The sequence below is a fragment of the Candidatus Pelagibacter sp. PS_16 genome, from assembly GCF_059417965.1.
This window is the reverse complement of the sequence record NZ_CM182074.1, coordinates 935,033-957,941: the sequence shown is the minus strand read 5'-3', so window position 1 is coordinate 957,941 and position 22,909 is coordinate 935,033. Positions and strand designations below refer to the sequence as shown.

17 protein-coding genes are annotated in these 22,909 nt (G+C 25.6%); 14 read left to right on the top strand and 3 right to left on the bottom strand.

Features of this window, described 5'->3' with window-relative positions:
• Positions 1–3: 3 nt before the first annotated feature.
• The 13 genes from murF to ligA all read left to right on the top strand — a co-directional run bounded on the left by murF (position 4) and on the right by ligA (position 16,292).
• Entirely contained in the window at positions 4–2,850 is a 2,847-nt protein-coding gene (gene murF / locus AC5SL0_RS05085; protein ID WP_027307126.1) for a bifunctional UDP-N-acetylmuramoyl-L-alanyl-D-glutamate--2,6-diaminopimelate ligase MurE/UDP-N-acetylmuramoyl-tripeptide--D-alanyl-D-alanine ligase MurF, read from the top strand.
• Entirely contained in the window at positions 2,840–3,925 is a 1,086-nt protein-coding gene (gene mraY / locus AC5SL0_RS05080) for a phospho-N-acetylmuramoyl-pentapeptide-transferase (protein ID WP_006997881.1), read from the top strand. The genes murF and mraY overlap by 11 nt, the downstream gene beginning before the upstream one ends.
• The gene (murD, locus tag AC5SL0_RS05075; protein WP_006997882.1) at positions 3,925–5,220 is read left to right on the top strand and encodes a UDP-N-acetylmuramoyl-L-alanine--D-glutamate ligase; all 1,296 of its coding nucleotides are present in this window, start codon (positions 3,925–3,927) and stop codon (positions 5,218–5,220) included. The genes mraY and murD overlap by 1 nt, the downstream gene beginning before the upstream one ends.
• Positions 5,217–6,341, top strand: a complete 1,125-nt coding sequence (locus AC5SL0_RS05070) for an FtsW/RodA/SpoVE family cell cycle protein (RefSeq protein WP_494618031.1) — start codon at positions 5,217–5,219, stop codon at positions 6,339–6,341. Before murD ends, AC5SL0_RS05070 begins: the two co-directional genes overlap by 4 nt.
• The gene (locus AC5SL0_RS05065; protein WP_006997884.1) at positions 6,342–7,412 is read left to right on the top strand and encodes a UDP-N-acetylglucosamine--N-acetylmuramyl-(pentapeptide) pyrophosphoryl-undecaprenol N-acetylglucosamine transferase; all 1,071 of its coding nucleotides are present in this window, start codon (positions 6,342–6,344) and stop codon (positions 7,410–7,412) included.
• Positions 7,402–8,796: a UDP-N-acetylmuramate--L-alanine ligase gene (murC, locus tag AC5SL0_RS05060; protein WP_494618030.1), complete on the top strand. Its 1,395-nt coding sequence runs from the start codon at positions 7,402–7,404 to the stop codon at positions 8,794–8,796. The genes AC5SL0_RS05065 and murC overlap by 11 nt, the downstream gene beginning before the upstream one ends.
• On the top strand, positions 8,766–9,704 hold the full coding sequence (murB, locus tag AC5SL0_RS05055) for a UDP-N-acetylmuramate dehydrogenase (protein ID WP_018414342.1): 939 nt from the start codon (positions 8,766–8,768) through the stop codon (positions 9,702–9,704). The genes murC and murB overlap by 31 nt, the downstream gene beginning before the upstream one ends.
• Position 9,705: 1 nt before the next feature.
• Positions 9,706–10,620, top strand: coding sequence for a D-alanine--D-alanine ligase (locus AC5SL0_RS05050; RefSeq protein ID WP_018414341.1), 915 nt, complete (start codon positions 9,706–9,708; stop codon positions 10,618–10,620).
• A complete protein-coding gene (locus tag AC5SL0_RS05045; RefSeq protein WP_494618029.1) occupies positions 10,601–11,278 on the top strand; it encodes a cell division protein FtsQ/DivIB in 678 nt (225 codons plus the stop codon). The genes AC5SL0_RS05050 and AC5SL0_RS05045 overlap by 20 nt, the downstream gene beginning before the upstream one ends.
• The gene (locus tag AC5SL0_RS05040; RefSeq protein ID WP_494618027.1) at positions 11,278–12,387 is read left to right on the top strand and encodes a cell division FtsA domain-containing protein; all 1,110 of its coding nucleotides are present in this window, start codon (positions 11,278–11,280) and stop codon (positions 12,385–12,387) included. Before AC5SL0_RS05045 ends, AC5SL0_RS05040 begins: the two co-directional genes overlap by 1 nt.
• A 65-nt stretch (positions 12,388–12,452) precedes the next feature.
• Positions 12,453–13,373 (top strand): UDP-3-O-acyl-N-acetylglucosamine deacetylase, encoded by a 921-nt coding sequence (lpxC, locus tag AC5SL0_RS05035; protein ID WP_006997890.1) that lies wholly within the window; start codon positions 12,453–12,455, stop codon positions 13,371–13,373.
• Positions 13,374–13,411: 38 nt separating this feature from the next.
• On the top strand, positions 13,412–14,260 hold the full coding sequence (locus tag AC5SL0_RS05030) for an outer membrane protein assembly factor BamD (RefSeq protein WP_494618026.1): 849 nt from the start codon (positions 13,412–13,414) through the stop codon (positions 14,258–14,260).
• A gap of 1 nt (position 14,261) precedes the next feature.
• Positions 14,262–16,292, top strand: coding sequence for an NAD-dependent DNA ligase LigA (ligA, locus tag AC5SL0_RS05025; protein WP_494618025.1), 2,031 nt, complete (start codon positions 14,262–14,264; stop codon positions 16,290–16,292).
• Here ligA and AC5SL0_RS05020 read toward each other — a convergent pair.
• Together AC5SL0_RS05020 and AC5SL0_RS05015 are read right to left on the bottom strand one after the other, a co-directional pair.
• On the bottom strand, positions 16,275–17,969 hold the full coding sequence (locus AC5SL0_RS05020; RefSeq protein WP_494618023.1) for an aminopeptidase P family protein: 1,695 nt from the start codon (positions 17,967–17,969) through the stop codon (positions 16,275–16,277). The two genes, ligA and AC5SL0_RS05020, sit on opposite strands and share 18 nt — an antisense overlap.
• Positions 17,966–20,002: an ATP-dependent helicase gene (locus tag AC5SL0_RS05015; protein ID WP_494616964.1), complete on the bottom strand. Its 2,037-nt coding sequence runs from the start codon at positions 20,000–20,002 to the stop codon at positions 17,966–17,968. The genes AC5SL0_RS05020 and AC5SL0_RS05015 overlap by 4 nt, the downstream gene beginning before the upstream one ends.
• A gap of 44 nt (positions 20,003–20,046) precedes the next feature.
• On the opposite strand from AC5SL0_RS05015, the gene AC5SL0_RS05010 reads away from it, so the two are divergent.
• A complete protein-coding gene (locus tag AC5SL0_RS05010) occupies positions 20,047–21,498 on the top strand; it encodes a hypothetical protein (RefSeq protein WP_494618022.1) in 1,452 nt (483 codons plus the stop codon).
• On the opposite strand, the gene fumC is transcribed toward AC5SL0_RS05010, so the two are convergent.
• Positions 21,486–22,874 (bottom strand): class II fumarate hydratase, encoded by a 1,389-nt coding sequence (fumC, locus tag AC5SL0_RS05005; RefSeq protein WP_494618020.1) that lies wholly within the window; start codon positions 22,872–22,874, stop codon positions 21,486–21,488. The genes AC5SL0_RS05010 and fumC overlap by 13 nt on opposite strands.
• Positions 22,875–22,909: the final 35 nt, after the last annotated feature.

Genomic DNA, 22,909 nt, shown 5'->3' with positions numbered 1-22,909 from the left:
TATATGTTGATTGGCAACTTCCTTAAAAATATTAAAAAAGAATTTAAAAATCATCAGTTTGCTGGTCTTAGTTTTAACAGTGAAGATTGTAAAAAGAATTATATTTTTTTTGCAATCCAGGGAACAAAATCAGATGGAACTAAATTCATAGACCATGCAATTAAAAAGGGTGCAACAGTTATTATTTCAGAGCAAAAATTTGAAGGTATTAAAAATAAAGTGTTATTTTTAAGATCAAAAAATGTAAGAAAAGTATTATCAGAATTATCATATAAGACAAAAAAAAATATACCTAAAAATTTAATTGCTGTAACAGGAACAAATGGAAAGTCATCAATTGCAGATTTTTATTTTCAGCTACTCAACTTAGGTAATAAAAAAGTAGCTTCTATTGGAACATTAGGAGTTAAGACAAAAAATAGTTTAAAGAAAGTTTCTAATACAACATTAGATCCAATTAAATTAAGCAAAATATTAAATGATTTAAAAAAACAAAAAATTGACAATGTTATAATGGAAGCTTCTAGTCATGGTCTTAAGCAAAATAGACTTGATGGTTTAAAATTTAATACTACAATTTTTACAAATTTGTCTCATGATCATTTAGATTATCACAAAACATTTAATGATTATCTCAAATCAAAGTTATATCTTTTTGAGAAGCTATTAAAACCTAGAGGAACTATCATCACCGATAGTAAAATTCCCGAATATAAAAATTTAAAAAGAATATCGCTAAATAATAAATTGGATCTTCAGGCTTTATCAAAAAGTAATAATGGAATAGATATTTATTCTCATCAATTTAGGGATGATAAACAAATAGTCGAAATTAAATATAATCAGAAACATTATAAATTAAAAATAAACTTAATTGGTAAAATTCAATTAAAAAACTTATTTATGGCAATGCTTGCTGCTAAAAAAAGTAATTTAAAATTTGATCAAATAGTAAAATTAGCTTCAAGAGTAAAATCAGTAATTGGTAGGTTTGAAAAAATTGGAACTTTAAAAAATAATTCAAAGGTTATTTTAGATTATGCTCATACACCTGATGCATTAAAAACTTGTTTGACTAATTTGAAAGAACAATTTGAAAATAAAAGAATTTTCATTGTATTTGGATGTGGTGGTAATAGAGATAAAGACAAGAGACCCATAATGGGAAAAATAGCCAATCAATATTGTGACAGAGTTTATTTAACTGACGACAATCCAAGAGACGAAAATCCAAAAAAAATAAGACTAGCTATTAAAAAAACTATTGATAAATCAAAAGTTTTTGAGATTTCAAGCAGGTCTAAAGCTATTCATAAGGCTATATTAGACTTAAAAACTGGTGATATCTTAGTTATTGCAGGCAAAGGTCATGAACAGACACAAGATTATGGAAATTTTGTAAACAAATTTTCTGACAGATTAGAAATACTTAAGAATATTAAATTAAAAAATAAAATTCTTTCAACTAATATTAAAATAAATATTTTAAAAGAAATCAGCAACTCTCCCCAAATTAATTCAAATATAAAAATAAAAAATGCATCAATTAATTCAAAAACAATAAAAAAAAATGACATATTTTTTGCAATAAAAGGAAATAATAAAGATGGAAATCTATATGTTAATGAAGCTTTCCAAAATGGTGCATCATTAGTAATAGCTAACAATCAAAAAAAATCTAAAAAAAAAATTGTAGTAGATGATACATTGCAACTTTTAACAGAGGCTTCATCAAAATTAAGAGAAAATTTATCTAGTAAAATTATATCTATAACAGGCAGTTGTGGAAAAACTTCTCTTAAAGAATTATTAGGAAAAACTTTAAGTAAGATTAGTAATGTAACTTATTCACCAAAATCTTTTAATAATAAATTTGGTGTACCATTAAGTTTATTTAATCTAAAAAAAAATGATGAATTTGGTATTTTTGAGATTGGAATGGATAAAAAAGGTGAGATTGATTATCTATCAAAAATTATCAAGCCTGATGTGGGTGTTATTACAAATATTTCCTACGCACATATTAAAAATTTTAAAAACATTCATCAAGTAGCTTTAGCAAAGTCAGAAATTATTAATAATATAAAAACAAATGGAATTCTTGTTTTAAACCAAGATGACAGATTTTATAATTTACATAAAAAAATTGCCAAGAAAAAAAACATAAATATTTTTACATTTAGTTTAAAAAATAAATCAGCAAATATTTATCTAGAAAAAATAGTTAAAGAAAGATCTAAATACAAAATATTTGTAAATGTTAATAAAAAACAAATTTATTTTTATGTAAGATTAATTTTTGAAAATAATTTAAAAAACTTATTAGCCACAATTGCAATTATATCAATTTTTAAAGATACACAAAAATTAGAAAAAAATATATTTCTTGATTATGAGATGACAAAAGGCCGTGGTGATATTATAAAAGTTAAATTAAAAAAAAAGAGTATTTACATTGTAGATGAGAGTTATAACTCTAATCCATTATCATTAAAGTCTGCTATAAAAAATTTTGATGAATTAAAAATTGATAATTCTAAAAAAAAATTAATACTGAGTGACATGTTGGAGTTAGGAAATTATTCAAAGAAACTACACTTAGAGGCTGGCAAAGAAATTAATAAAACTTCTCTTAAAAATATTAATGTAGTGGGTAAACATATTTTACATACTTATAAAAACCTTGATAAGCACCGAAGAGGGGTCATTTTGAAAGATAAGTCTAAAATAATTGATTTGATTAAAAATGATTTAAATAATAATGATTATTTAATGATTAAGGGCTCAAACTCTACTGGACTTAACAATCTAGTTAACAAATTAAAAACTGGAAAGTTTAATGCTTTATAGTCTTATTACGCAATTAATTGATCAATATAGTTTTCTAAATGTATTTAAGTATTTAACATTTAGAACGGGCCTTTCAATGTTTACATCAATGTTTGTAGTTTTATTAATTGGCACTCCTTTTATTAAATTTTTTTCAGCAAGAAAAATATTAAATCCAATAAGAGATGATGGTCCTACTGAACATATCGTTAAGAAAATTGGAACACCAACAATGGGAGGTGTTTTAATTTTACTTGGACTTTTTTCAGGAATATTACTTTGGGGTGATTTATCAAATTACCATATATGGTTTTTGTTATTTATTGTTTCGGGGTTTGGGCTATTAGGTGCATATGATGATTATAAAAAAATTAAGTTTAAAAATTCATCTGGCGTTTCATTTAAATTTAAGATTATTTCTCAAATTTTAATAGCCATTGTTGGAATTTATGGTTTAACTCAATTATCTCAAAACACTGAACTTACAAATTTATATTTTCCTTTTTTTAAAAATTTAATTATTAATCTTGGATGGTTTTTTATTCCATTTTCAATTTTTATAATTGTTGGATCCTCCAACGCAGTTAATTTAACAGATGGTTTAGATGGCTTAGCAACGGTGCCAGTGATATTAGTTGCAGCATGTTTTGCATTTATTAGTTACGTAACGGGCAATATTGTATTTTCTGAATATTTAAATATTCCCTATCTTGAAGGTATGGGGGAAGTTTCAGTTTTTTGTGGATCAATTATAGGAGCTTGTTTAGGATTTTTATGGTTCAATGCTCCACCTGCTAAAATATTTATGGGTGACACTGGTTCATTAGCATTAGGTGGATCTTTAGGGGCAATTGGTATTATTACTAAACATGAGATTGTTTTAGCAATAACAGGAGGGTTATTTGTACTAGAAGCTGTATCAGTTATAATCCAAGTATTTTCATTCAAACTTACAGGTAAAAGAATTTTTAGAATGGCACCTATACATCATCATTTTGAAAAAAAAGGTTGGGCAGAATCAACAGTTGTAATTAGGTTTTGGATTATATCAATAATCTTAGCAATGATTGGATTAGCGACATTAAAACTTAGATAATGTTAAATCTAGAAAAAAACTTTTTAAAAAAAAGAATACTGATATATGGTCTGGGTAAAAGTGGTCTATCCACTTATAGTTATTTAAAAAAAAATAATATTATTAGTTTATATGATGACCGAATAATTACTAAAAAAAATATAAAAGATACTTACACAACATACAAAGAAATAATTAAAAAAAAATTTGACTGTATTATAATTAGTCCAGGAATAGATATTAATAATTGTAAATTAAGTAGATTTTTAAAAAAAAATCATAAAAAAATTTATACAGATTTAGACATTTTTTATAGTCGATATGCTTTTAATCAAAAAATAACTATTACAGGAACAAACGGAAAATCAACTACTGCTAAGCTTTTGTATGATATATTAAAGGATCAAAAAAAAGATGTTCGTTTAGTTGGCAATATAGGAAACCCAGTTTTACTTGAAAAAAAGATCAAAAAAGACACTTTATTTGTAATAGAAGCTTCATCCTATCAACTAGAATACAGCAAGTTATTTAAAACAAATATATCTTTAATCTTAAACATTTCACCAGATCACCTCGAAAGACACAAGACTATAAATAAATATGTAAGTGCTAAATTTAAATTAATAAAAAATCAATCTAAAAATGATATTGCAATTTTAAATACAAAAAATTTTTATATTAAAAGAAAATTAAAGCAAAAAAAATTTGCACCATCAATTTTGAAAATAGAAAAATATGTAAGTGATAGGTTTATTAAAAAAATTGATAATCATTATTTTGATACAGATGGTAATAAAGAAAATTTGACATTTGTGCTTAAGGTTTCAAAGATATTAAAGTTAAAGAATAACTTGCTATTAAAATCATTAAAAAATTTTAAAGGACTAAGTTTTAGACAAGAAATAATTCATAATTCTAAATTTTTAAAAATTATTAATGATTCTAAAGCAACAAGCTTTTCTTCATCAGAAAGATTATTGAAATCATTAAAAAATATTTATTGGATAATAGGTGGTTTACCTAAAAAAGGAGATAAATTTCTACTTAAAAAAAACGATTGTAAAAAGATCAAATTATACATTTTTGGTAAAAATCAAAAATTTTTTATTAATGAATTAAAAAATAAGATGGCGTTTAAATCATTTTTAAATTTAAAGAGTCTAATTGCTAAGGTTTTTTTAGATATTAAAAATGAAAATAATTTTATTAAAAAGACAATTCTTTTTAGTCCAGCCTCTGCATCATTTGATACTTTTAAAAACTTTGAAGAAAGAGGTAGATATTTTAATAAACTTATTAAAAATTATATAAAATGATAAATAATAGCTCGCTCAACTCAATATATTATAACTGGTGGAAAAATATAGATAAAACAATTTTTTTATTGATAATAATTTTATTTAGTTTGGGTTTATTTTTTTCTTTAGTTTCAACTTCATTAATTGCTTCTGATAAATTAGATACAAATAATTATTTTTTCTTTTTTAAACATTTGGTATATTTTTTCATTGGCTTGTTGACCTTAGTGTTTTTCTCTTCTCTAAGTGAAAAGAATCTTTTTAGATTCTCTATTTATCTTTTTTTTATTACTTTATTTTTTTTATTTTTAGTGCCAATTTTTGGTACTGAAGTTAAAGGATCAAAAAGATGGTTAAATCTTTTTTTTCTTCCTCAATTTCAACCAATTGAATTACTAAAACCATTTATAATTATTTTTGTGGCAACAATTTTATGTAGTGAAAAAAATTATAATATTTATATCAAATACTTATTGACTATTATTTCTATTATCCCAACTGGGTTACTATTAATAATGCAGCCTGACATCGGACAAACACTTTTGGTGTTTTTATCGTGGGCAATATTAGTTTTTGTATCTGGCATAAACTTATTATTCATTTTATTATTTATAAGTCTTTCTATTATAAGCCTGCTATATGTAGTTTTTTTTATCCCAAAATTTATTTATATTAAAAGCCGTATACTCTCTTTCTTCAACCCTGATGGTGGAACCCATAATTTTCAATCTGATAAAGCTATAGAAGCAATTAGTAGTGGTGGCTTTTTTGGTAAAGGAATAGGAGAAGGTACCTTAAAAACAAGAGTTCCAGAGGCTCATACCGACTATATAGTTTCAGTTATCTCAGAGGAGTTTGGTGTTATTGCAATAATATTTTTATTAATTTTATTTTTATTTCTTATTTACTCTGTTTTTAAAAAAATTTATTTAGAAAAAAGCGAAAAAAATAAATTAGTGCTAACTGGAGCAATAAGTCTAATAATTTTTCAAGCATTAATACATCTTGGCGTGAATATAAGACTATTTCCCACAACTGGAATGACATTGCCATTTTTAAGTTATGGGGGTTCTTCAATTATAGGAGTTTCTATATTATCTGGAATAATTTTAAATTTAACAAAAAGAAAAATTAATTAAATGAATAAAAAAATACTAATTAGTACTGGCGGATCAGGAGGTCACGTTATACCCGCAACCATAATATATAAACATTTAGAGGGCAATTTTGATGTTTCAATGACATCTGACTTTAGGGGTATCAAATTTTTAAACAAAGATGAGTACAATTTAAAAATATTTAATGTGAGGCCAATTTCAAAAAACTTATTAATAATACCACTTGATTTTATTTTTATGATATTTTTGATTTTTAAATCAATTTCTTTTTTAAGAAAAAATAAAATTGATACATTAATTTCGACAGGCGGATACATGTCACTACCCTTATGCTTAGGAGCTAGAATTTTAAATATTAAGCTGTTGTTATTTGAACCAAATATGGTTTTAGGTAGATCAAACAAATTTTTTTTAAGTTACTGTCAAAAAATATTTTGTTATTCTAATAATATCAAAAAATTTCCTATTAAATTTAAAAATAAAATTAAAGTAATTCCAGCATTATTAAGAAAAAATTTTTATAATAAGAGAGATTACAATAAATCCTTAGATACAATTAATTTGCTTATAATAGGTGGTAGTCAAGGAGCTAAAATATTTGATGATTTAGTTAAAAATGCAATTATTGAATTAGCAAAAAAATATAAACTAAAAATTTACCAACAAACTAGTTCTATTAACTTTGAAAGTTTTAAAAAAACTTACGAAGATAAGAATATTCAATGTGAATTATTCAATTTTAACGATGATGTCATAAATTTTATGCAAAAAGCAGACCTGTGCATTACTAGAGCAGGAGCATCAACATTAGCTGAGTTAAATTTTACTGAGACTCCATATTTAGCAATACCTTTGCCAACTGCGAAAGATAACCATCAATTTGAAAATGCACATTTTTATAATAAACTTGGCTTTAATTGGTTGTTAAATCAAAAAGAAATAGATGAGAAAACATTACTCAATAAACTAATTAATATTATTGATAATAAAGAAGAATATCTTGTTAAAAAAAAGAACATGAAGGATTTTAACTATGAAAACACATGGAATAATATAAATCTGAAAATTATATCTGTTATTAATGAAAATTGAATTAGCTAAAACTGAAATTATACATTTTGTTGGTATAGGGGGTATTGGAATGAGTGGCCTTGCACTCATTATGAAAAGGATGGGATTTAATGTTCAAGGGAGTGACGTCCTTGGAAATAAAAATATTGAAAGATTAAAAAAAGATAAGATCAAAATTACAATTAGTCATACTAAAAAAAATATAGCAAAAGCAACAATTGTTGTCATTTCGTCAGCTATTAAAAATAATAACCCTGAATTAATTGAAGCCAAACTAAAACAATTACCTATTTATAAAAGAGGAGAGATGTTGGCAAATATAGTCTCTTTAACAAAAAATATAGTTGTTACCGGTTCACATGGAAAAACAACAACTACATCTTTATTAGCCTCAATATTTTCAAAGACAAAATTGGACCCAACAATTATTAATGGAGGTGTCCTTAATGCAATAAAAAATTCTGCAAAACTAGGTAAAAGTGATTGGTGTATATTAGAAGCTGATGAGTCAGATGGTAGTTTTATACATGTGCCACCAACTTATTCTATAGTAACAAATATTGATCGTGAGCATATGGATTTTTATAATTCAATGAAAGATCTTAAAGAATTATTTATAAAATTTATCAATAAGGTCCCTTCGTTTGGGAAGTCTTTTATTTGTATAGATGACAAGAACAATAAAGATTTATTAAGTAAATTAAAAATGAAGAATTATTATACATATGGAACTGATAATAAATCAAATTTCTATATTAAGAATATAAAACAAGAAAAAGAATATTCTCAATATGATTTAGCTATAAATTTGCCAGGAAAAAAGAATTTAACTATAAGAAAAATTAAATTACCATTATTAGGAATTCACAATATTAGAAACTCTACAGCAGCAATTGCTGTGGCAGTAACAATAGGAATATCACAAAATATAATCAAAAAAGGATTAAAAGAATTTAAGGGTGTTCAAAGAAGATTTAATAAAATTTTTACACATAGAGAAACTAATTTTTATGATGATTATGCCCATCATCCAACTGAAATTAGAGAAGTATTAAATGGTGTGCGAGCTGCTTATAAAAATGAAGAAGTGATTTGCATATTTCAACCACACAGAATTTCCAGATTAAAAGATCTTAAAAAAGAATTCAGCTTATCATTTAAAAAAGCTGATGTTGTAATATTATGCCCTATTTATACCGCTGGAGAAAAAATAAAATTAGGTTTTAAATATAATAAGTTTGCAAAAGATATTATTAAAAATTCAAAAGTAAGATTGTTTATGGTTGAAGATCAGTACCAGTTAGCAAAATTTATTAAAAATACTATTTTTGGCAAAAAGATAGTTGTTGGTATGGGTGCTGGTACAATTTCAGCATGGATGAGACAATTACCAGAATTGATCTAATGAGCATTGAAGAAATAAGAAAATTTTCTAATGAAATTAGTAGTAAAATTAACTTTGATTATGATTTAAAAAAGAGCAATTGGTTTAATATTGGTGGACAAACTAAAGTTTACTTTAGACCAGATAATTTACCTGACTTAATTTTGTTTTTAAAAAAATTTGGAGAAAAAGAAAAAATACATATTTTAGGTGCAGGTTCAAATACTCTTATAAGTGATGAAAAATTTGATGGTGTTGTTATCAAACTAGGAAAAAATTTTTCCAACATCTCTATATTACCAAATGATGTCATTATAGCTGGCAGTGCCTGTCTTGATAAAAAGCTTTCTGATTTTGCACTGAATAATGGAATAGGTGGATTTGAATTTTTAGCATGCATACCTGGTACTATAGGTGGTGGATTAAAGATGAATGCTGGATGCTTTAATAAAGAGTTTAAAGATGTGCTAGTATCAATCCAAGCAATTGATAAAAATGGACAGGTTTTTACAATACCAGCGAGTAAAGTTATATTTAAATACCGAAGCAATGATTTAAAAGAGGACTTAATTTTTTTAAGTGCATCGTTTAAAGGAACAAAAAAAAATAAAGAAGAAATAGAAAACGAAGTTATAGAATTAAAGAAAAAGAAAGATAAAGCACAACCAACAAAATTAAAAACAAGTGGTAGCACATTCAAGAATCCAATTGATCAAACTGATAAAAAGGTCTGGGAGTTGATAAAAGATTCTGTGCCACTAGATATAAGCTTTGGGGATGCTCATATTTCAAATAAGCACTGTAATTTTTTTGTAAATAAAAATAATGCTAGTTTTGAGGATATGAATAAATTGATTGAATTTGTTAAGACAAGTGTGGAAAAAAAAACTGGAATAGTGCTAGAAAAAGAAATTAAAATTTTAAAATAAAATGACAAAAAAAATCTTAATATTATCTGGTGGTATATCTAAGGAACGGTTAATTAGCTTAGATACTGGAAAGCAAGTTGCCAAAGAGTTAATTAAAAATGGATATAAGGTTTTAATTAGTGAGCCTGATAAAAATCTTTCAAAGAATATCACTTCATTTAAACCAGATGTTATTTTTAATGCGCTACATGGACAATTTGGTGAGGATGGATACATTCAAGCAATTTTAGAGACTAAAAAAATTCCATACACACACTCAGGTGTAATTGCATCATCAATAGCAATGGATAAAGAAATTTCAAAAAAAATTTTTATAAAAAATAAAATACTAACTCCAAAATATATTAAATTTAATCATAAAAAAAATAAACTTAACATTATAAAATTAATTGAAAAAAATTTAAAATTCCCTGTAGTAGTAAAACCTATAAATGAAGGGTCTAGCGTTCATGTATATATTTGTGACAAGACCAATATATTAAAAAACTTAAAAGTATTAAAAAGTTATAATGAAATATTAATTGAGGAATTTATACCAGGTAGAGAAATCCAAGTTGCAATAATGAATAATAAATCACTTGGTGCAATTGAACTTGAGCCTAAAAGAAAGTTTTATGATTATGAGGCAAAATATAATTCTAGTGCTAAGACAAAGCACTTAATTCCTGTAGATTTGAGTAAAAATAATCTAGCTAAAATTACTGGCATAGCAAGAGCAGCTCATAAAATTATAGGCTGTAAAGGTGTTACAAGATCTGACTTTAAATTTTTTAACGGGAAGTTTTATTTGTTAGAGATTAATACTCAGCCTGGAATGACTAAACTTTCATTAGTCCCTGAGATTGCAAAACATAAGGGTATAAGCTTTATAAAATTAATTGAATGGATTTTAAAAGATGCATCAATCAATAGGTAAAAAAAATAAAATAATAATTTATTTATTATTTTTATTCATTTTAAGCACTACTAGTGCAAAATTTATAAACGATCAAAAAAAATTATCTTCATCAATAACTAAAATAAACATTACAGGTCTTTCTGAGAGAAAAAATTTGGAGATCTTAGATAACCTTAATAACCTTTTATACAAAAGTATATTTGTCATTAATGAAGAAGAAATAATAAAAATTTTAGAAAAACATAATATTATACAAGAGTTTAATATAAAAAAAATTTACCCATCAACACTTAACATTAAAATTAAACCAACTAAATTAATTGCTCGAGTTTCTAATAATAGTCAATATCTAGTAGGTGCCAATGGTAAGTTAATTAAAGATAAAAGTAACAACGAACTACTCCCATACATTTTTGGTGAATTTAATTCTCAAGATTTTTTATCATTTAAAAAAAATATTGAAAAATCTATGTGGTCTTTTTCAAATTTAAAAGAATTATCTTTTTTCCCATCAGGTAGATGGGATATTTTAACCGATAAGGATATTTTGATTAAGCTACCACAAGAACATATTGTAGCGTCATTAAACTTATCTAAGGAACTTATCAATAATGATAATTTTAAAGATTTTAAATTTATTGATTTGAGAATTAAAAATCATTTAGTTGCTAAGTAATGAGTGATAAAAAATTTCAAATAATAATTGACTGTGGTTCTTCAAAAATAAGAGCAGGTGCATTTAATGAGGAAAGTAAGAATAATCCTTTTTTTATTGAGAGTAATTTTTATACAGAGCAATTTAATCTTAAACCAGATATTCAAAAAATTATTGCTTCGCTAGAAAAATCCACAAATGAATATATTGATAATATAGATTTGATGATAGATAGTTCAAAAACGATTTCTGTTGCAATTTCTGTATTTAAAAAAATTGAAGAACTGAAATTAAGACAAGATGATATCATATTTTTAATTCAAGAAGCAAAGCAACAAATAAAAAAATATTATTCAGATTATGATATTGCACACATAATCATAAATAATTATAAAATTGATAATGTTGATTATTCTGAGTTACCAGATGAAATCGATTGCCAATTTATATCGCTAGACATTATTTTTATCTGTCTTCCAAGTGAATTAGTCTTTAGCTTTAAAAATATTTTTTCAGAATTAAATATATCAATTAATCAAATAATTTGCTCTAGTTATGCAAAATCAATCAATTATAAAAATAATTTAAATTTAACAGGAGAGGTATCTTTCATTGATATTGCTTTTAAAAAAACATCAATTATTTCCTTTTATAATGATAAATTAATCTTTTTGGACGTTCTGCCGATAGGTGGAAACCATATTACTAAAGATATTTCTCTACTTTTAAAAATTGATATTAATGAAGCAGAAAAACTTAAATTAAATTTTGAAAAAAATAACGAACATACTGATAATCCAAATTTTTCTTTGGAAATGCTACAAAAAATAGCTTTTGCTAGAACGGAAGAGATTCTTGAATTATGTGATAAATCTCTTGTCTCAAATGCAAAGGTAAAGACCCAATCTAAGATGATACTGATGGGAGAAGGATCAAAAATTTTAGATAATAAATTTAAAGATAAAATTTCATTTTCTAAAGATATTGATTTTTTAGAGGAAACCCTAGGTGATGTTTGTCAATCTGGGTATAAACTAAGAAAAATGTATGACAAACGAGAGGTTGTAGTTGTGCCAAAAAAACAAATAAAACAAGGTTTTTTTGAAAAACTTTTTCATTTTTTCAAATAGACTAGTATTTTCTCGTAACATTTGTTGTTTTTCTAAATTTAAACCAATTATTTATAAGAATAATAATGTCTGTTCTTAATCAAAAAACTATCAATAGAGATATTATTTTTAAAGGCGTTGGGCTTCATAGTGGAGCAAATGTAACTATGACGGTTAAGCCAGCAAAACCAAATTCGGGAATCCTTTTTAAAAGAGTTGATTTAAAAGAAAATAATATAGTAGTTCCAAATATTTTTAATGTTAGTAGTGCAGTATTTTGTACAACCATAGCAAATGAAAGTGGGGTTAGTATTTCAACAATAGAGCATTTAATGGGAGCATTATATGGTTTAGGAATTGATAATGTCCTAGTAGAGATTGATAATCAGGAAGTACCAATTCTTGATGGGTCAGCAAAAATTTTTATTGAAGAAATATCAAAAGCTGGAATAAAAAGTAGTGAAGCACCAATAAAGATTATTAAAATTGAAAAAAGAATTGAATTTAATGATGGTAAAAAAACAATTTCTATAGAGCCAAGCAAAGTTAGTTTGGATATAGATTTTGAACTAAAATATGAAAATAATTTAATTGGAACGCAAAGAAATTTAGTAAGTGTATTCGAGTCAGATTTGACTGATATTTATAATTCAAGAACCTTCTGTCTTTTTGAGGATATTGCAAAGCTAAAAGAAATGGGATTAGCTCAAGGAGGAAGTCTTGAAAATGCAATAGTTGTTAAGGACAATGAAATTTTAAATGAAAAAGGTCTTAGAAATAAAAAAGAATTTGTAAACCATAAGATTTTAGATTGTATGGGAGATCTATATCTAGCAGGTTATAAAATAATTGGAAAAATTATTTGTTCTCAAGGAGGGCATAAATTAACTAACCAATTATTGAGAAAAGTTTTTCAACAAGACGAAAATTTTTCATTAATAGAGATTACAGAAAAACATTTGCCAAATACCTTCATAAATAAGAGTCACCTAAGATCTATTGCTTAAAAAATAGAGTTTTATTCATAATCTGTTAGAATAAGACCATGCTTTCTAAATTAAAAATTATACTTCTTTTAATCACTTTTATCTTTATTTGGTCTTGTGGAGATAAAACAAAACAAATATCTGAAATTGTAGAAGTGGATATGGAAATGCAGATGTCTGATGCATACAAAGAGGGTTATTTTGAACTTCAAAGAGGAGATGTTTTATTAGCAGCTAAAAAATTTAATGAGGCTGAGTTGTTATTTCCACAGTCACCCTGGGCTGCAAAATCTGCAATTATGGCAGCTTATGCATACTATACTCAAGATTATTACACTGATGCAATTTTTGAGTTAGAAAGATATTTAGTAACATATCCAAATCATAAAGATAAAGTTTATGCACATTTTCTTCTAGGTATGAGTTTTTATCAACTAATAGTTGATGAAAAAAAAGACTTAAAATCAATATTAGATTCTAAGGAGCAATTTGAAACTATAATTAGAGATTACCCTAGTACAGAATTTGCCATGGATGCTAAATTTAAAATAGATTTAATTAATGAAATTTTGGCAGCAAAAGAGATGTACATAGCTAGATATTATCTAAAAAAAACTAAGTGGATCCCAGCACTTAATCGATTTAAAACAGTTGTTAAAGATTACAATACAACCATTTATACAGAGGAAGCTCTTCATAGACTGGTTGAAATTAATTATAGACTTGGATTAATTAATGAGTCAAAAAAATATGCAAGCACTTTAGGATACAATTACCAATCTTCTGATTGGTATAAAAATTCTTACAAAGTATTTAATAAAGATTATAGAGATAGTGTAAAAGAATTACAAAAAGATAAAAAGAAAAAGATAGGCTTAATAAAAAGATTTAAGGGATTATTCGAGTAAAATGAATGATAAAGATCTTGAAATTGAATACTTAAAAAAAATTGATTTATTTCAGAGACATAACAAGCATTATTATGATAAAAACAAACCTATCGTATCAGATCAAGAATTTGATCTTTTAAAAAATGATATAATAGATTTAGAGAGTAAATATAAATTTTTAAAAAGTGAATATTCTCCCACTAAATCCATAGGATTTAAACCATCAAAAAACTTTCAAAAAATAAAACATAAAGTTCCAATGTTGTCGCTTGGAAATGCTTTTAATGAAGAAGACTTAAAAAATTTTGAAAAAAAAATAATTAATTTCTTAAGTTTAAAAGATGTAAATACTATCGAATATAGTGCTGAACCAAAAATTGATGGAATATCTGCATCTCTAATTTATATTAATGGAAAATTAACCAAAGGGCTTTCTAGAGGAGATGGTAATGAAGGAGAGGATATTACACAAAATTTAAAAACAATTAAGGATATACCTTTAGAGATTACTAAGAGTAACTTCCCCAAGGAAATAGATATTAGAGGTGAAGTTTTTATAGAAAATAATGATTTTAAAAAAATTAAAGACAAGTTTGCAAACCCTAGAAATGCTGCTTCTGGATCATTAAGACAAAAAAATTCATTAATAACTGCAAAAATTCCATTAAAATTTATTGCCTACACATATGGTTATGAAAAAAAAATGAATATCAAAAATCAAACAAGTTTCTTAGAAAATTTAAAATTATGGGGGTTTAAAACAAACCCATTTAATAAAAAAATTATTGGGGTTAAAAATTTAATATTAAATCATAAAGAATTAGAGGAAAAAAGAAAAGAGCTGGCATTTGATATAGATGGAATTGTTTATAAAGTTAATGATTTTGATTTACAAAAAAGACTGGGTTTTGCTGCTAATGCACCAAGATGGGCGATAGCACATAAGTTTTCAGCTAATAGCTCAATTTCAGAAATAATGAATATTGAAATACAAATTGGTAGAACGGGGGCACTTACCCCGGTTGCAAAAATTAAACCAGTTAATATAGGGGGAGTAATAGTTTCAAATGCAACGCTTCACAATGAAGATGAAATTGTTAGAAAAGATATAAGAGTAGGGGATACGGTCACTGTCGAAAGAGCTGGAGATGTAATTCCACATGTAGTTTCAGTAGATTTAAAAAAAAGAAAACAAAATTCAAAGAAATTTATTTTTCCATTAAAGTGCCCATCGTGTGGAAGCAAAACAATTAAAGATTATAATGAGACAACTAAAAGACAAGATGCTGTAAGAAGGTGTGCTAGTGAGGGGTTTGAATGTGAAAAAATTGCCATAGAGAAAATTAAACATTTTGTTTCTAAGGACGCATTTAACATAGACGGATTTGGCAAGAAAATTGTTGAAAATTTTTGGAATCTAAAATTAGTAAGACTTCCACAGGATATATTTAAGCTTAATTATAATAAAATAGAAGAACTCGAAGGATGGGGAAAATTATCAGTTGCTAATTTAAGATTCTCAATTGAAGAAAAAAAAAATATTTCTCTAGAGCGATTTATTTATTCATTAGGAATAAGACATATTGGACAAGAAAATGCTAAGCTTATTGCAAGACATCTTAAAACAGCATCTAATTTTTTTAGACTATCAGGTGAAAAGAATATTGAAAGTTTATCTAATATTGATGGAATTGGAATAACTCAAATTCAATCCATTAAAAAATTTTTCCTAAATAAAACTAATCTTAAAGTATTGTCTGAGTTAGAAAAGAATTTATTAATCAAAGATATAATTTTAATAAATAATAATGGATTGTTAAAAAATAAAACTTTTATGTTAACGGGGAAGTTAAATGGAATAAGCAGGGCGGAAGCAAAATCATTGATAGAGCAAAATTCAGGAAAAATAATTAGTAACGTTAATAAAAAACTTGATTATTTAATTGCTGGAGACAAACCAACTCTAAAAAAAATCAACACAGCTAAAGAGTGGAATATAAAAATTATTAATCAGACAGAATGGTTAAAAATGTTAAATAAGAGTGGCTAACCACTTTCTTTCTTTTTTATTAAGCAAACCAGATAATTCTGAATAAATATTTAAATGATATTTAAATAAATAATCTTTTTCTATTTTATTTAACAACTCGTAGTTAATTAAATCTTTTTCTAAAGGAGCAAGTGTAAGGTTTTCAAAATTAAAGCTCCTTTTGGTTTTTTTGGCATAGATTAAGTTTTCGATCCTAATACCAAAGTAGTTTTTTTTATAAAAACCAGGTTCATTACTCAGGATCATTCCATTTTTTATCTTTATCGAATTATGTTTTGAGATAGATTGAGGTCCTTCATGGACGTTTAAAAAAAAACCAACTCCATGTCCTGTTCCGTGAGCATAATCTTGACCTTCTTTTTTTAAAAATTTTCTAGCTCTGATGTCGATTTTTTTTCCAGTGTCATCTTTATTCAAATTTGTTAAGGCAACTGCAATATGTCCTTTTAATACGTTCGTATAAGCATTTTTGATAAATTTATTTTGTTTTGAGAATGAAATAGTCCTCGTAACATCTGTAGTACCGTAATGATATTGTCCACCAGAATCTACCAATAAAATATCATTCTGTTCAATTTTTTTAGTTGTTTTTTTATTAGCCCTATAATGAACAATTGCCCCATTTGAGCCAGCGCCAGCAATAGTATCAAAACTTGGAAATAAATAATCTTTATTTAGTTTTCTGAATTTTTCTAATTTATTTTGCGCATACACTTCTGTAATTTTTTTTTTATTAATATTTTTAATCCAATAAATAAATTTTGTTAACGCTAAGCCATCTTTTTTATGGGCTTCGATCATATGTTTTATTTCATTAGAATTTTTGATTGATTTTAATTCATAAACAGGATCATCAAATTTAAGTATATTAAAATTTGATTTAATTATTTTTTCATAAAAAATTGAGCAGGTTTTATTATCAATAATAAAATTTTTACCTTTTAAATTATCTAAAAATTGTGGAAGTGATTTGATTGGTAAAATTTGTTTCTTTTTAATCTTTTTATCCAATAGAAGATTTTTTAATTTTTTTTCATTTGCTATTAAAAAAAATTCTTTTTTTTTATTTAGTATCAATCTTGCATTTGCAATTGGGCTATTTGGATTATCATATCCACGAATATTTAAAAGCCATGCCACATTTTCAGGTGCAGAAATGAAACAATAATCTACTTTGTTGTTTTTAAGAAATCGCACTACTTTAGAAATTTTAGAACTATATGGCTCACCTACAATTTTTGTGTCTAAAGAGTAGAATGGCTTAGTAGGTTTATCTTTGAATCTAAATATTTGGTCAATTAAGTTTTGGTCAATTGAAATTAAGTTATTATTCTTAAAATATTTATTAAGTAATTTTGATGTAAATAGTGTTGGGTCATATCCTAAATTCAAATTTTTAATAATTGTATGAGGTAGTTTTTTATGAATTTCAATAATCTTAAAATTTTTAGATGATTGTTGATGGGCTTGAATAGTATACCTTCCATCGACAAATAAATAATTTTGTTTTTTTAAAACTATAGCAAAACCTGCAGAACCTGAAAATCCTGTAATATTCTTTAACCTGTCATTTTTTGCATATTCAGAAAAATATTCATCATTTTTTGGAATAATATAACCATCAATTTTATATTGTTTAAATTTTTTTCTTAGAACTTTTATTTTTTTTAAAATCATTTAATTCTTTTTTGATATCTTATCCACCCAGGACTTCTAGTTCCCTCTTCAATTTCAAAATCTTGATTAAATTCAAAATCTTCTTCATTATCTTTAGAGTCGTCAAAAAAAGAATTCTTTTCTAAAAATTTTTCTGGTAATTCCTCAATAAATCTTGAAGCCATACTGTCTATCCAATTTCCTTGATAAAACCTATTCATAGCAAAAGATATCAGTGCTTTTTTTTTGGCCCTTGTTATTCCCACATAAGCCAATCGCCTTTCTTCTTCAAGCCCATTTTGGCCTTTCTCTTCAATAGATTTTTGGTGTGGGAAAAGACCTTCTTCCCAACCTGGTAAGAAAACTACATCAAATTCAAGTCCTTTAGATCCATGCATTGTCATCATATTAACTTTTTCCCCATCCCAATCCTGATCAACTGAGGTGGCAAGAGCAACATGTTCTAGAAAATTTTCTAAATTATCAAAATCTTTCATCGCACTTAAAAGCTCTTTAATGTTTTCAAGTCGGTTTTCATTTTCCAAATCTTTTTTGTTTTTTAACATACTTGAATAACCAGATTCATCTAAAACTAGTTGTAATAATTTAACATGGTTAATTTTTTTAATATTAATGTCATTCCTCCACTTATCCATTAAGAATAAAAATGAGCTAAGACCGATTTTAGTTTTGGGTTTAATCAAATTTTCTTCAATTAATTTTTTAGAAGCAATTTCCAAACTAACAGCGTTTGTTTTTGAAAACTCATGAATTAATTTTATAGTACTTTCTCCAATAGCTCTTTTAGGATTATTGACTATTCTATCAAAAGCTAAGTCATCTTTTGGTTGGTGAATCAATCTTAAATAGGCTACACAATCTTTAATTTCTGCTCTTTCATAAAATTTTGTACCACCAAGAATTCTGTAGGGTAAGCCAATTTTTAAAAATCTTTCCTCAAATTCTCTTGTCTGAAAAATAGCTCTAACTAGAATAGCAATATTATTAAAAGAATATTTTTTTTTAAGTTTTTTTTCAATTTCATCAGAAATCCCTATTGCTTCATCTTTTCCATTCTTAAAACAATTAAGCTTAACAAGATCTCCTTCCTCCATAGTTGTCTTTAAAGTTTTTCCAACTCTGTTTTGATTGTTAGCTATAAGATTTGAAGCAACAGATAATATATTTTGTGAGGAACGATAATTTTCTTCTAATCTTATTACTTTTGAATTTTTATACACTTGATCAAATTCTAAGAAATTTTTTATTTCTGCTCCACGCCAACTATAAATGGATTGATCATCATCTCCAACACAACATAAATTTTTATGTTTTTCTGAGAGTAAGTTCAGCCATCTACTTTGTATATAATTAGTATCTTGGTATTCATCCACAAGTATATATTTAAAATTATTTGAATAAATATTTCTAATGTCCTGATTTTTTTCTAAAATTTTAACCACGTGTAAAATTAAATCTCCAAAGTCACATGCATTTAAATCTAATAACTTTTGTTGATAAATTTTATATAGAGGACGTATAGTTCTTTCAAAAATATCATTTTTATTGATAACGACTTCATCTGGATAGAAGCCTTTATTTTTCCACCTATCAATTATTGAAAGAATAAACTTTGGGGCTAATTGTTTTATGTCTATATTTTCAGCTTTACATATATTTTTGATTAATCTCACCTGGTCATCTGTATCAATAATTGTAAAATTAGAAGTTAATCCAGCTGCAGGTGCATGTTTTCTTAGAAGTTTTGCACATATAGAATGAAAAGTCCCGAGCCATGAAAGCCCGATTGCCTCAGAATTTAATATAGAGCTTACTCTGTTTTGCATTTCTTTTGCAGCCTTATTAGTAAAAGTCACTGATAAGATTTGATTTGGAAAAGCCTTTTTTTCATTGATTATATGAGCAATTCTTGAGGTTAGAACTTTTGTTTTTCCAGATCCAGCTCCCGCAACAATCAATAATGGTCCATCAAGATATAAAACAGCCTCTTTTTGAGCATTATTCAGGTTGTTTAAATATTCAGAGTTTATCATTTTTTAAATTTGATTATAAGCTATTAAAACCTTCAATGTGATTTATGAAACAAATTGTTAAAAATTTTAATAACTTAATTAAAAAGACAATATTCAAACTTAAAAAAAAAACAAATAATAAGTTTCATGTTAGTACTTTTAATAAATATATAATAACCGCAATTAGTATATTATTTGCCTATATTTTTTATTTATTAATACCTCTATTGTATGACAAAAATTGGGTACAAAATAAGATTGTTAGTAAATTAAGCTCTGAATTTAATATAAATTTAACTAACTCTTTTGATATCTCATATCGCATTTTACCAAAACCTCATTATTTAATTAGAGACAGCAAAACTTCTTTAGCAGAGATTAAAACATTAAATGTTTTAATTAGTCAAAATAATTTTTTCAATAAGGATAGTATTAGAATAAACGAAGTATTTATTGAAGAGGCAAATTTTTCTTTATTAAGTAATGATTTAAAACCACTTTATAAAGACAGTGAAAATAAATTTTCTAAAAAAAAAATTAAAATTAATGATAGTAATGTTTTTTTTAAGAACAATTTAAACGAAGTAATTTCAATTATAAAAATCTCCAATGCATTTTTATTTTTTGATGAAAAAAATTTATTTAATCTTTTTGATTTAAAAGGAGAAATTTTTAATATACCTTTCAAACTAAATTATCAAAATACAATAAATTCACAAAAAAATATTAAGATAAAGGCTTCCGATATTAAACTTAAAATTATAGACAAATTTTTTAAAAAAGATGAAGATTTAAACAGTGGAATGAATAATATTTCTATACTAAATTCATCTATCAATACGAAATACAGTATTAAGGATCAAATAGTAATATTTCAATCAGATGGCTCTAAAACTCTTAACTCTAAAATAAACTATAATGGACAACTTGCAATAAATCCATTCGATCTAAATCTAAAGATTGATTTATATAATTATAAAATTTCTAATTTATTTACACCAAACTCTATAATCAACGAATTTATTAAATCAGGTTTATTATTTAATGAAAATATTAGTGTACACACTTTAGTAAATATTAAGTCTACAAAAAAAGATAAAATCTTTAATGAAGCTAAACTGAAGTTAAAAATTTTAAATGGCAAAATAAGTTTTGATAAATCAATATTTATCAACAATAATATTGGTTTAATAGAAGTTTCTAATAGTGATTTATTTTTAGAAAACGATAAATTAATTTTATCAGCTAATTTATCAATAGATATTAAAGATCCTGATAGATTGTATTCTTTTTTAAGCACCAATAAAAGATTAAGAAAAGATATTAAAAACATCAAGCTAAATATAATTTATGATTTTCTGGGTAATGAAATTACTTTTAAAAATATTAAGATAGATGACAACAAGGTGAGTGATCAATTCTATAATATAGCTGAGGGTTTTAATGATAATAGTTCTAATAATTTGACTAAAAGTAGAAGATTATTAAACGAACTAATAGGTCTTTATGAGGGGTAGATCATTTTTTTAGGATCTACTATTTTTTCATAATCTTTCTCATCAACAAGACCTGTTTTAAGAGTCTCATGTTTTAGTGTTGTCCCATTTTTTAAAGCTACCTTTGCAATTTTTGCTGCATTATCATATCCGATATGTGGAGCTAGTGCTGTTACTAGCATTAAAGAATTATCCAGATGCTCTTTAATTCTTTTCTTGTTAGCTTTTATTCCTTTAACACAATAAATCGCAAAATTTTTAGTACTATCAGCAATAAGATCTATCGATTGAAGTACATTATGAGCAATCATTGGCTTAAATACATTTAATTCAAAATGCCCGTGCGATCCAGCAATTGTAATTCCAGTATGATTGCCTATTACTTTGGCACAAACCATTGTTACTGCCTCACATTGAGTAGGGTTAACTTTTCCTGGCATAATAGATGAACCAGGTTCATTTTCTGGCAATATTAATTCACCATATCCAGCACGAGGTCCTGAACCTAAAAATCTTACATCATTTGATATCTTCATTAAAGCAACAGCACAAGTATTTAGTGTGCCTGAAAAATTTACAACAGAATCGTGAGCTGCAAGTTCTGCAAATTTATTAAAGGCTGGCTTAAAAGGAATTTTAGTATACTTGGCAATCTCTTTAACAATTTTTTTATCAAAACCTTTTTTAGAGTTAATACCTGTCCCCACAGCTGTTCCACCTTGTGCTAAAAAATATATTTCTTTAAGAGCAAGCTCTATTCTTTCAATACATTTTTTTAATTGTACCTGGTAGCCCGAAAATTCCTGTCCAAGTGATAATGGTGTTGCATCTTGCAAGTGGGTTCTGCCAATTTTAATAATATTTTTGAATTCTTTAGATTTTTTTGCTAATTCTTTTTCTAAAATTTTTAAGCTAGGTAATAGTTTTGATATAGTCTCTTGAGCAACAGATATATGCATAGCTGTTGGAAAAACATCGTTTGTTGATTGAGATTTATTTACATGATCATTTGGATGAACAGGTTTTTTTGAACCTTTTTTTCCACCTAATATTTCAATTGCTCTATTTGCAATTACCTCGTTAACATTCATATTAGTTTGTGTGCCAGAGCCTGTTTGCCAAACTTTTAAAGGAAAATTTTCATCTAATTTTCCTTTAATAACCTCATCTGAAGCTTTAATTATTGAATTGGTAATTTTTTTATTGATCTGTTTTTCTTTATAATGCACTAAAGCAGCAGATCTTTTAATGATTGCAATAGATTTTATTATTGAAATATTAACTAAAATTTTTCCAATATTGAAAAATTTATTAGATCTTTGAGTTGATGCGCCCCAATATTTATCACTAGGTACGTTGATACTTCCAATGCTGTCGAATTCTTTTCTTAATTTCATTGATTAATATATAATTAGTAATTTAGTATACTTAT

Excerpts from the sequence above, each read along its gene's own strand:
- AC5SL0_RS05050 (WP_018414341.1), top strand. The coding sequence starts at position 9,706 with ATGACAAAAAAAATCTTAATATTATCTGGTGGTATATCTAAGGAACGG.
- AC5SL0_RS05040 (WP_494618027.1), top strand. The coding sequence starts at position 11,278 with ATGAGTGATAAAAAATTTCAAATAATAATTGACTGTGGTTCTTCAAAA.
- murC (WP_494618030.1), top strand. The coding sequence starts at position 7,402 with ATGAAAATTGAATTAGCTAAAACTGAAATTATACATTTTGTTGGTATA.
- AC5SL0_RS05045 (WP_494618029.1), top strand. The coding sequence starts at position 10,601 with ATGCATCAATCAATAGGTAAAAAAAATAAAATAATAATTTATTTATTA.
- lpxC (WP_006997890.1), top strand. The coding sequence starts at position 12,453 with ATGTCTGTTCTTAATCAAAAAACTATCAATAGAGATATTATTTTTAAA.
- AC5SL0_RS05020 (WP_494618023.1), bottom strand. The coding sequence starts at position 17,969 with ATGATTTTAAAAAAAATAAAAGTTCTAAGAAAAAAATTTAAACAATAT.
- AC5SL0_RS05015 (WP_494616964.1), bottom strand. The coding sequence starts at position 20,002 with ATGATAAACTCTGAATATTTAAACAACCTGAATAATGCTCAAAAAGAG.
- AC5SL0_RS05030 (WP_494618026.1), top strand. The coding sequence starts at position 13,412 with ATGCTTTCTAAATTAAAAATTATACTTCTTTTAATCACTTTTATCTTT.
- fumC (WP_494618020.1), bottom strand. The coding sequence starts at position 22,874 with ATGAAATTAAGAAAAGAATTCGACAGCATTGGAAGTATCAACGTACCT.
- murF (WP_027307126.1), top strand. The coding sequence starts at position 4 with ATGTTGATTGGCAACTTCCTTAAAAATATTAAAAAAGAATTTAAAAAT.
- murD (WP_006997882.1), top strand. The coding sequence starts at position 3,925 with ATGTTAAATCTAGAAAAAAACTTTTTAAAAAAAAGAATACTGATATAT.
- AC5SL0_RS05065 (WP_006997884.1), top strand. The coding sequence starts at position 6,342 with ATGAATAAAAAAATACTAATTAGTACTGGCGGATCAGGAGGTCACGTT.
- AC5SL0_RS05070 (WP_494618031.1), top strand. The coding sequence starts at position 5,217 with ATGATAAATAATAGCTCGCTCAACTCAATATATTATAACTGGTGGAAA.
- AC5SL0_RS05010 (WP_494618022.1), top strand. The coding sequence starts at position 20,047 with ATGAAACAAATTGTTAAAAATTTTAATAACTTAATTAAAAAGACAATA.
- mraY (WP_006997881.1), top strand. The coding sequence starts at position 2,840 with ATGCTTTATAGTCTTATTACGCAATTAATTGATCAATATAGTTTTCTA.
- ligA (WP_494618025.1), top strand. The coding sequence starts at position 14,262 with ATGAATGATAAAGATCTTGAAATTGAATACTTAAAAAAAATTGATTTA.
- murB (WP_018414342.1), top strand. The coding sequence starts at position 8,766 with ATGGATGAGACAATTACCAGAATTGATCTAATGAGCATTGAAGAAATA.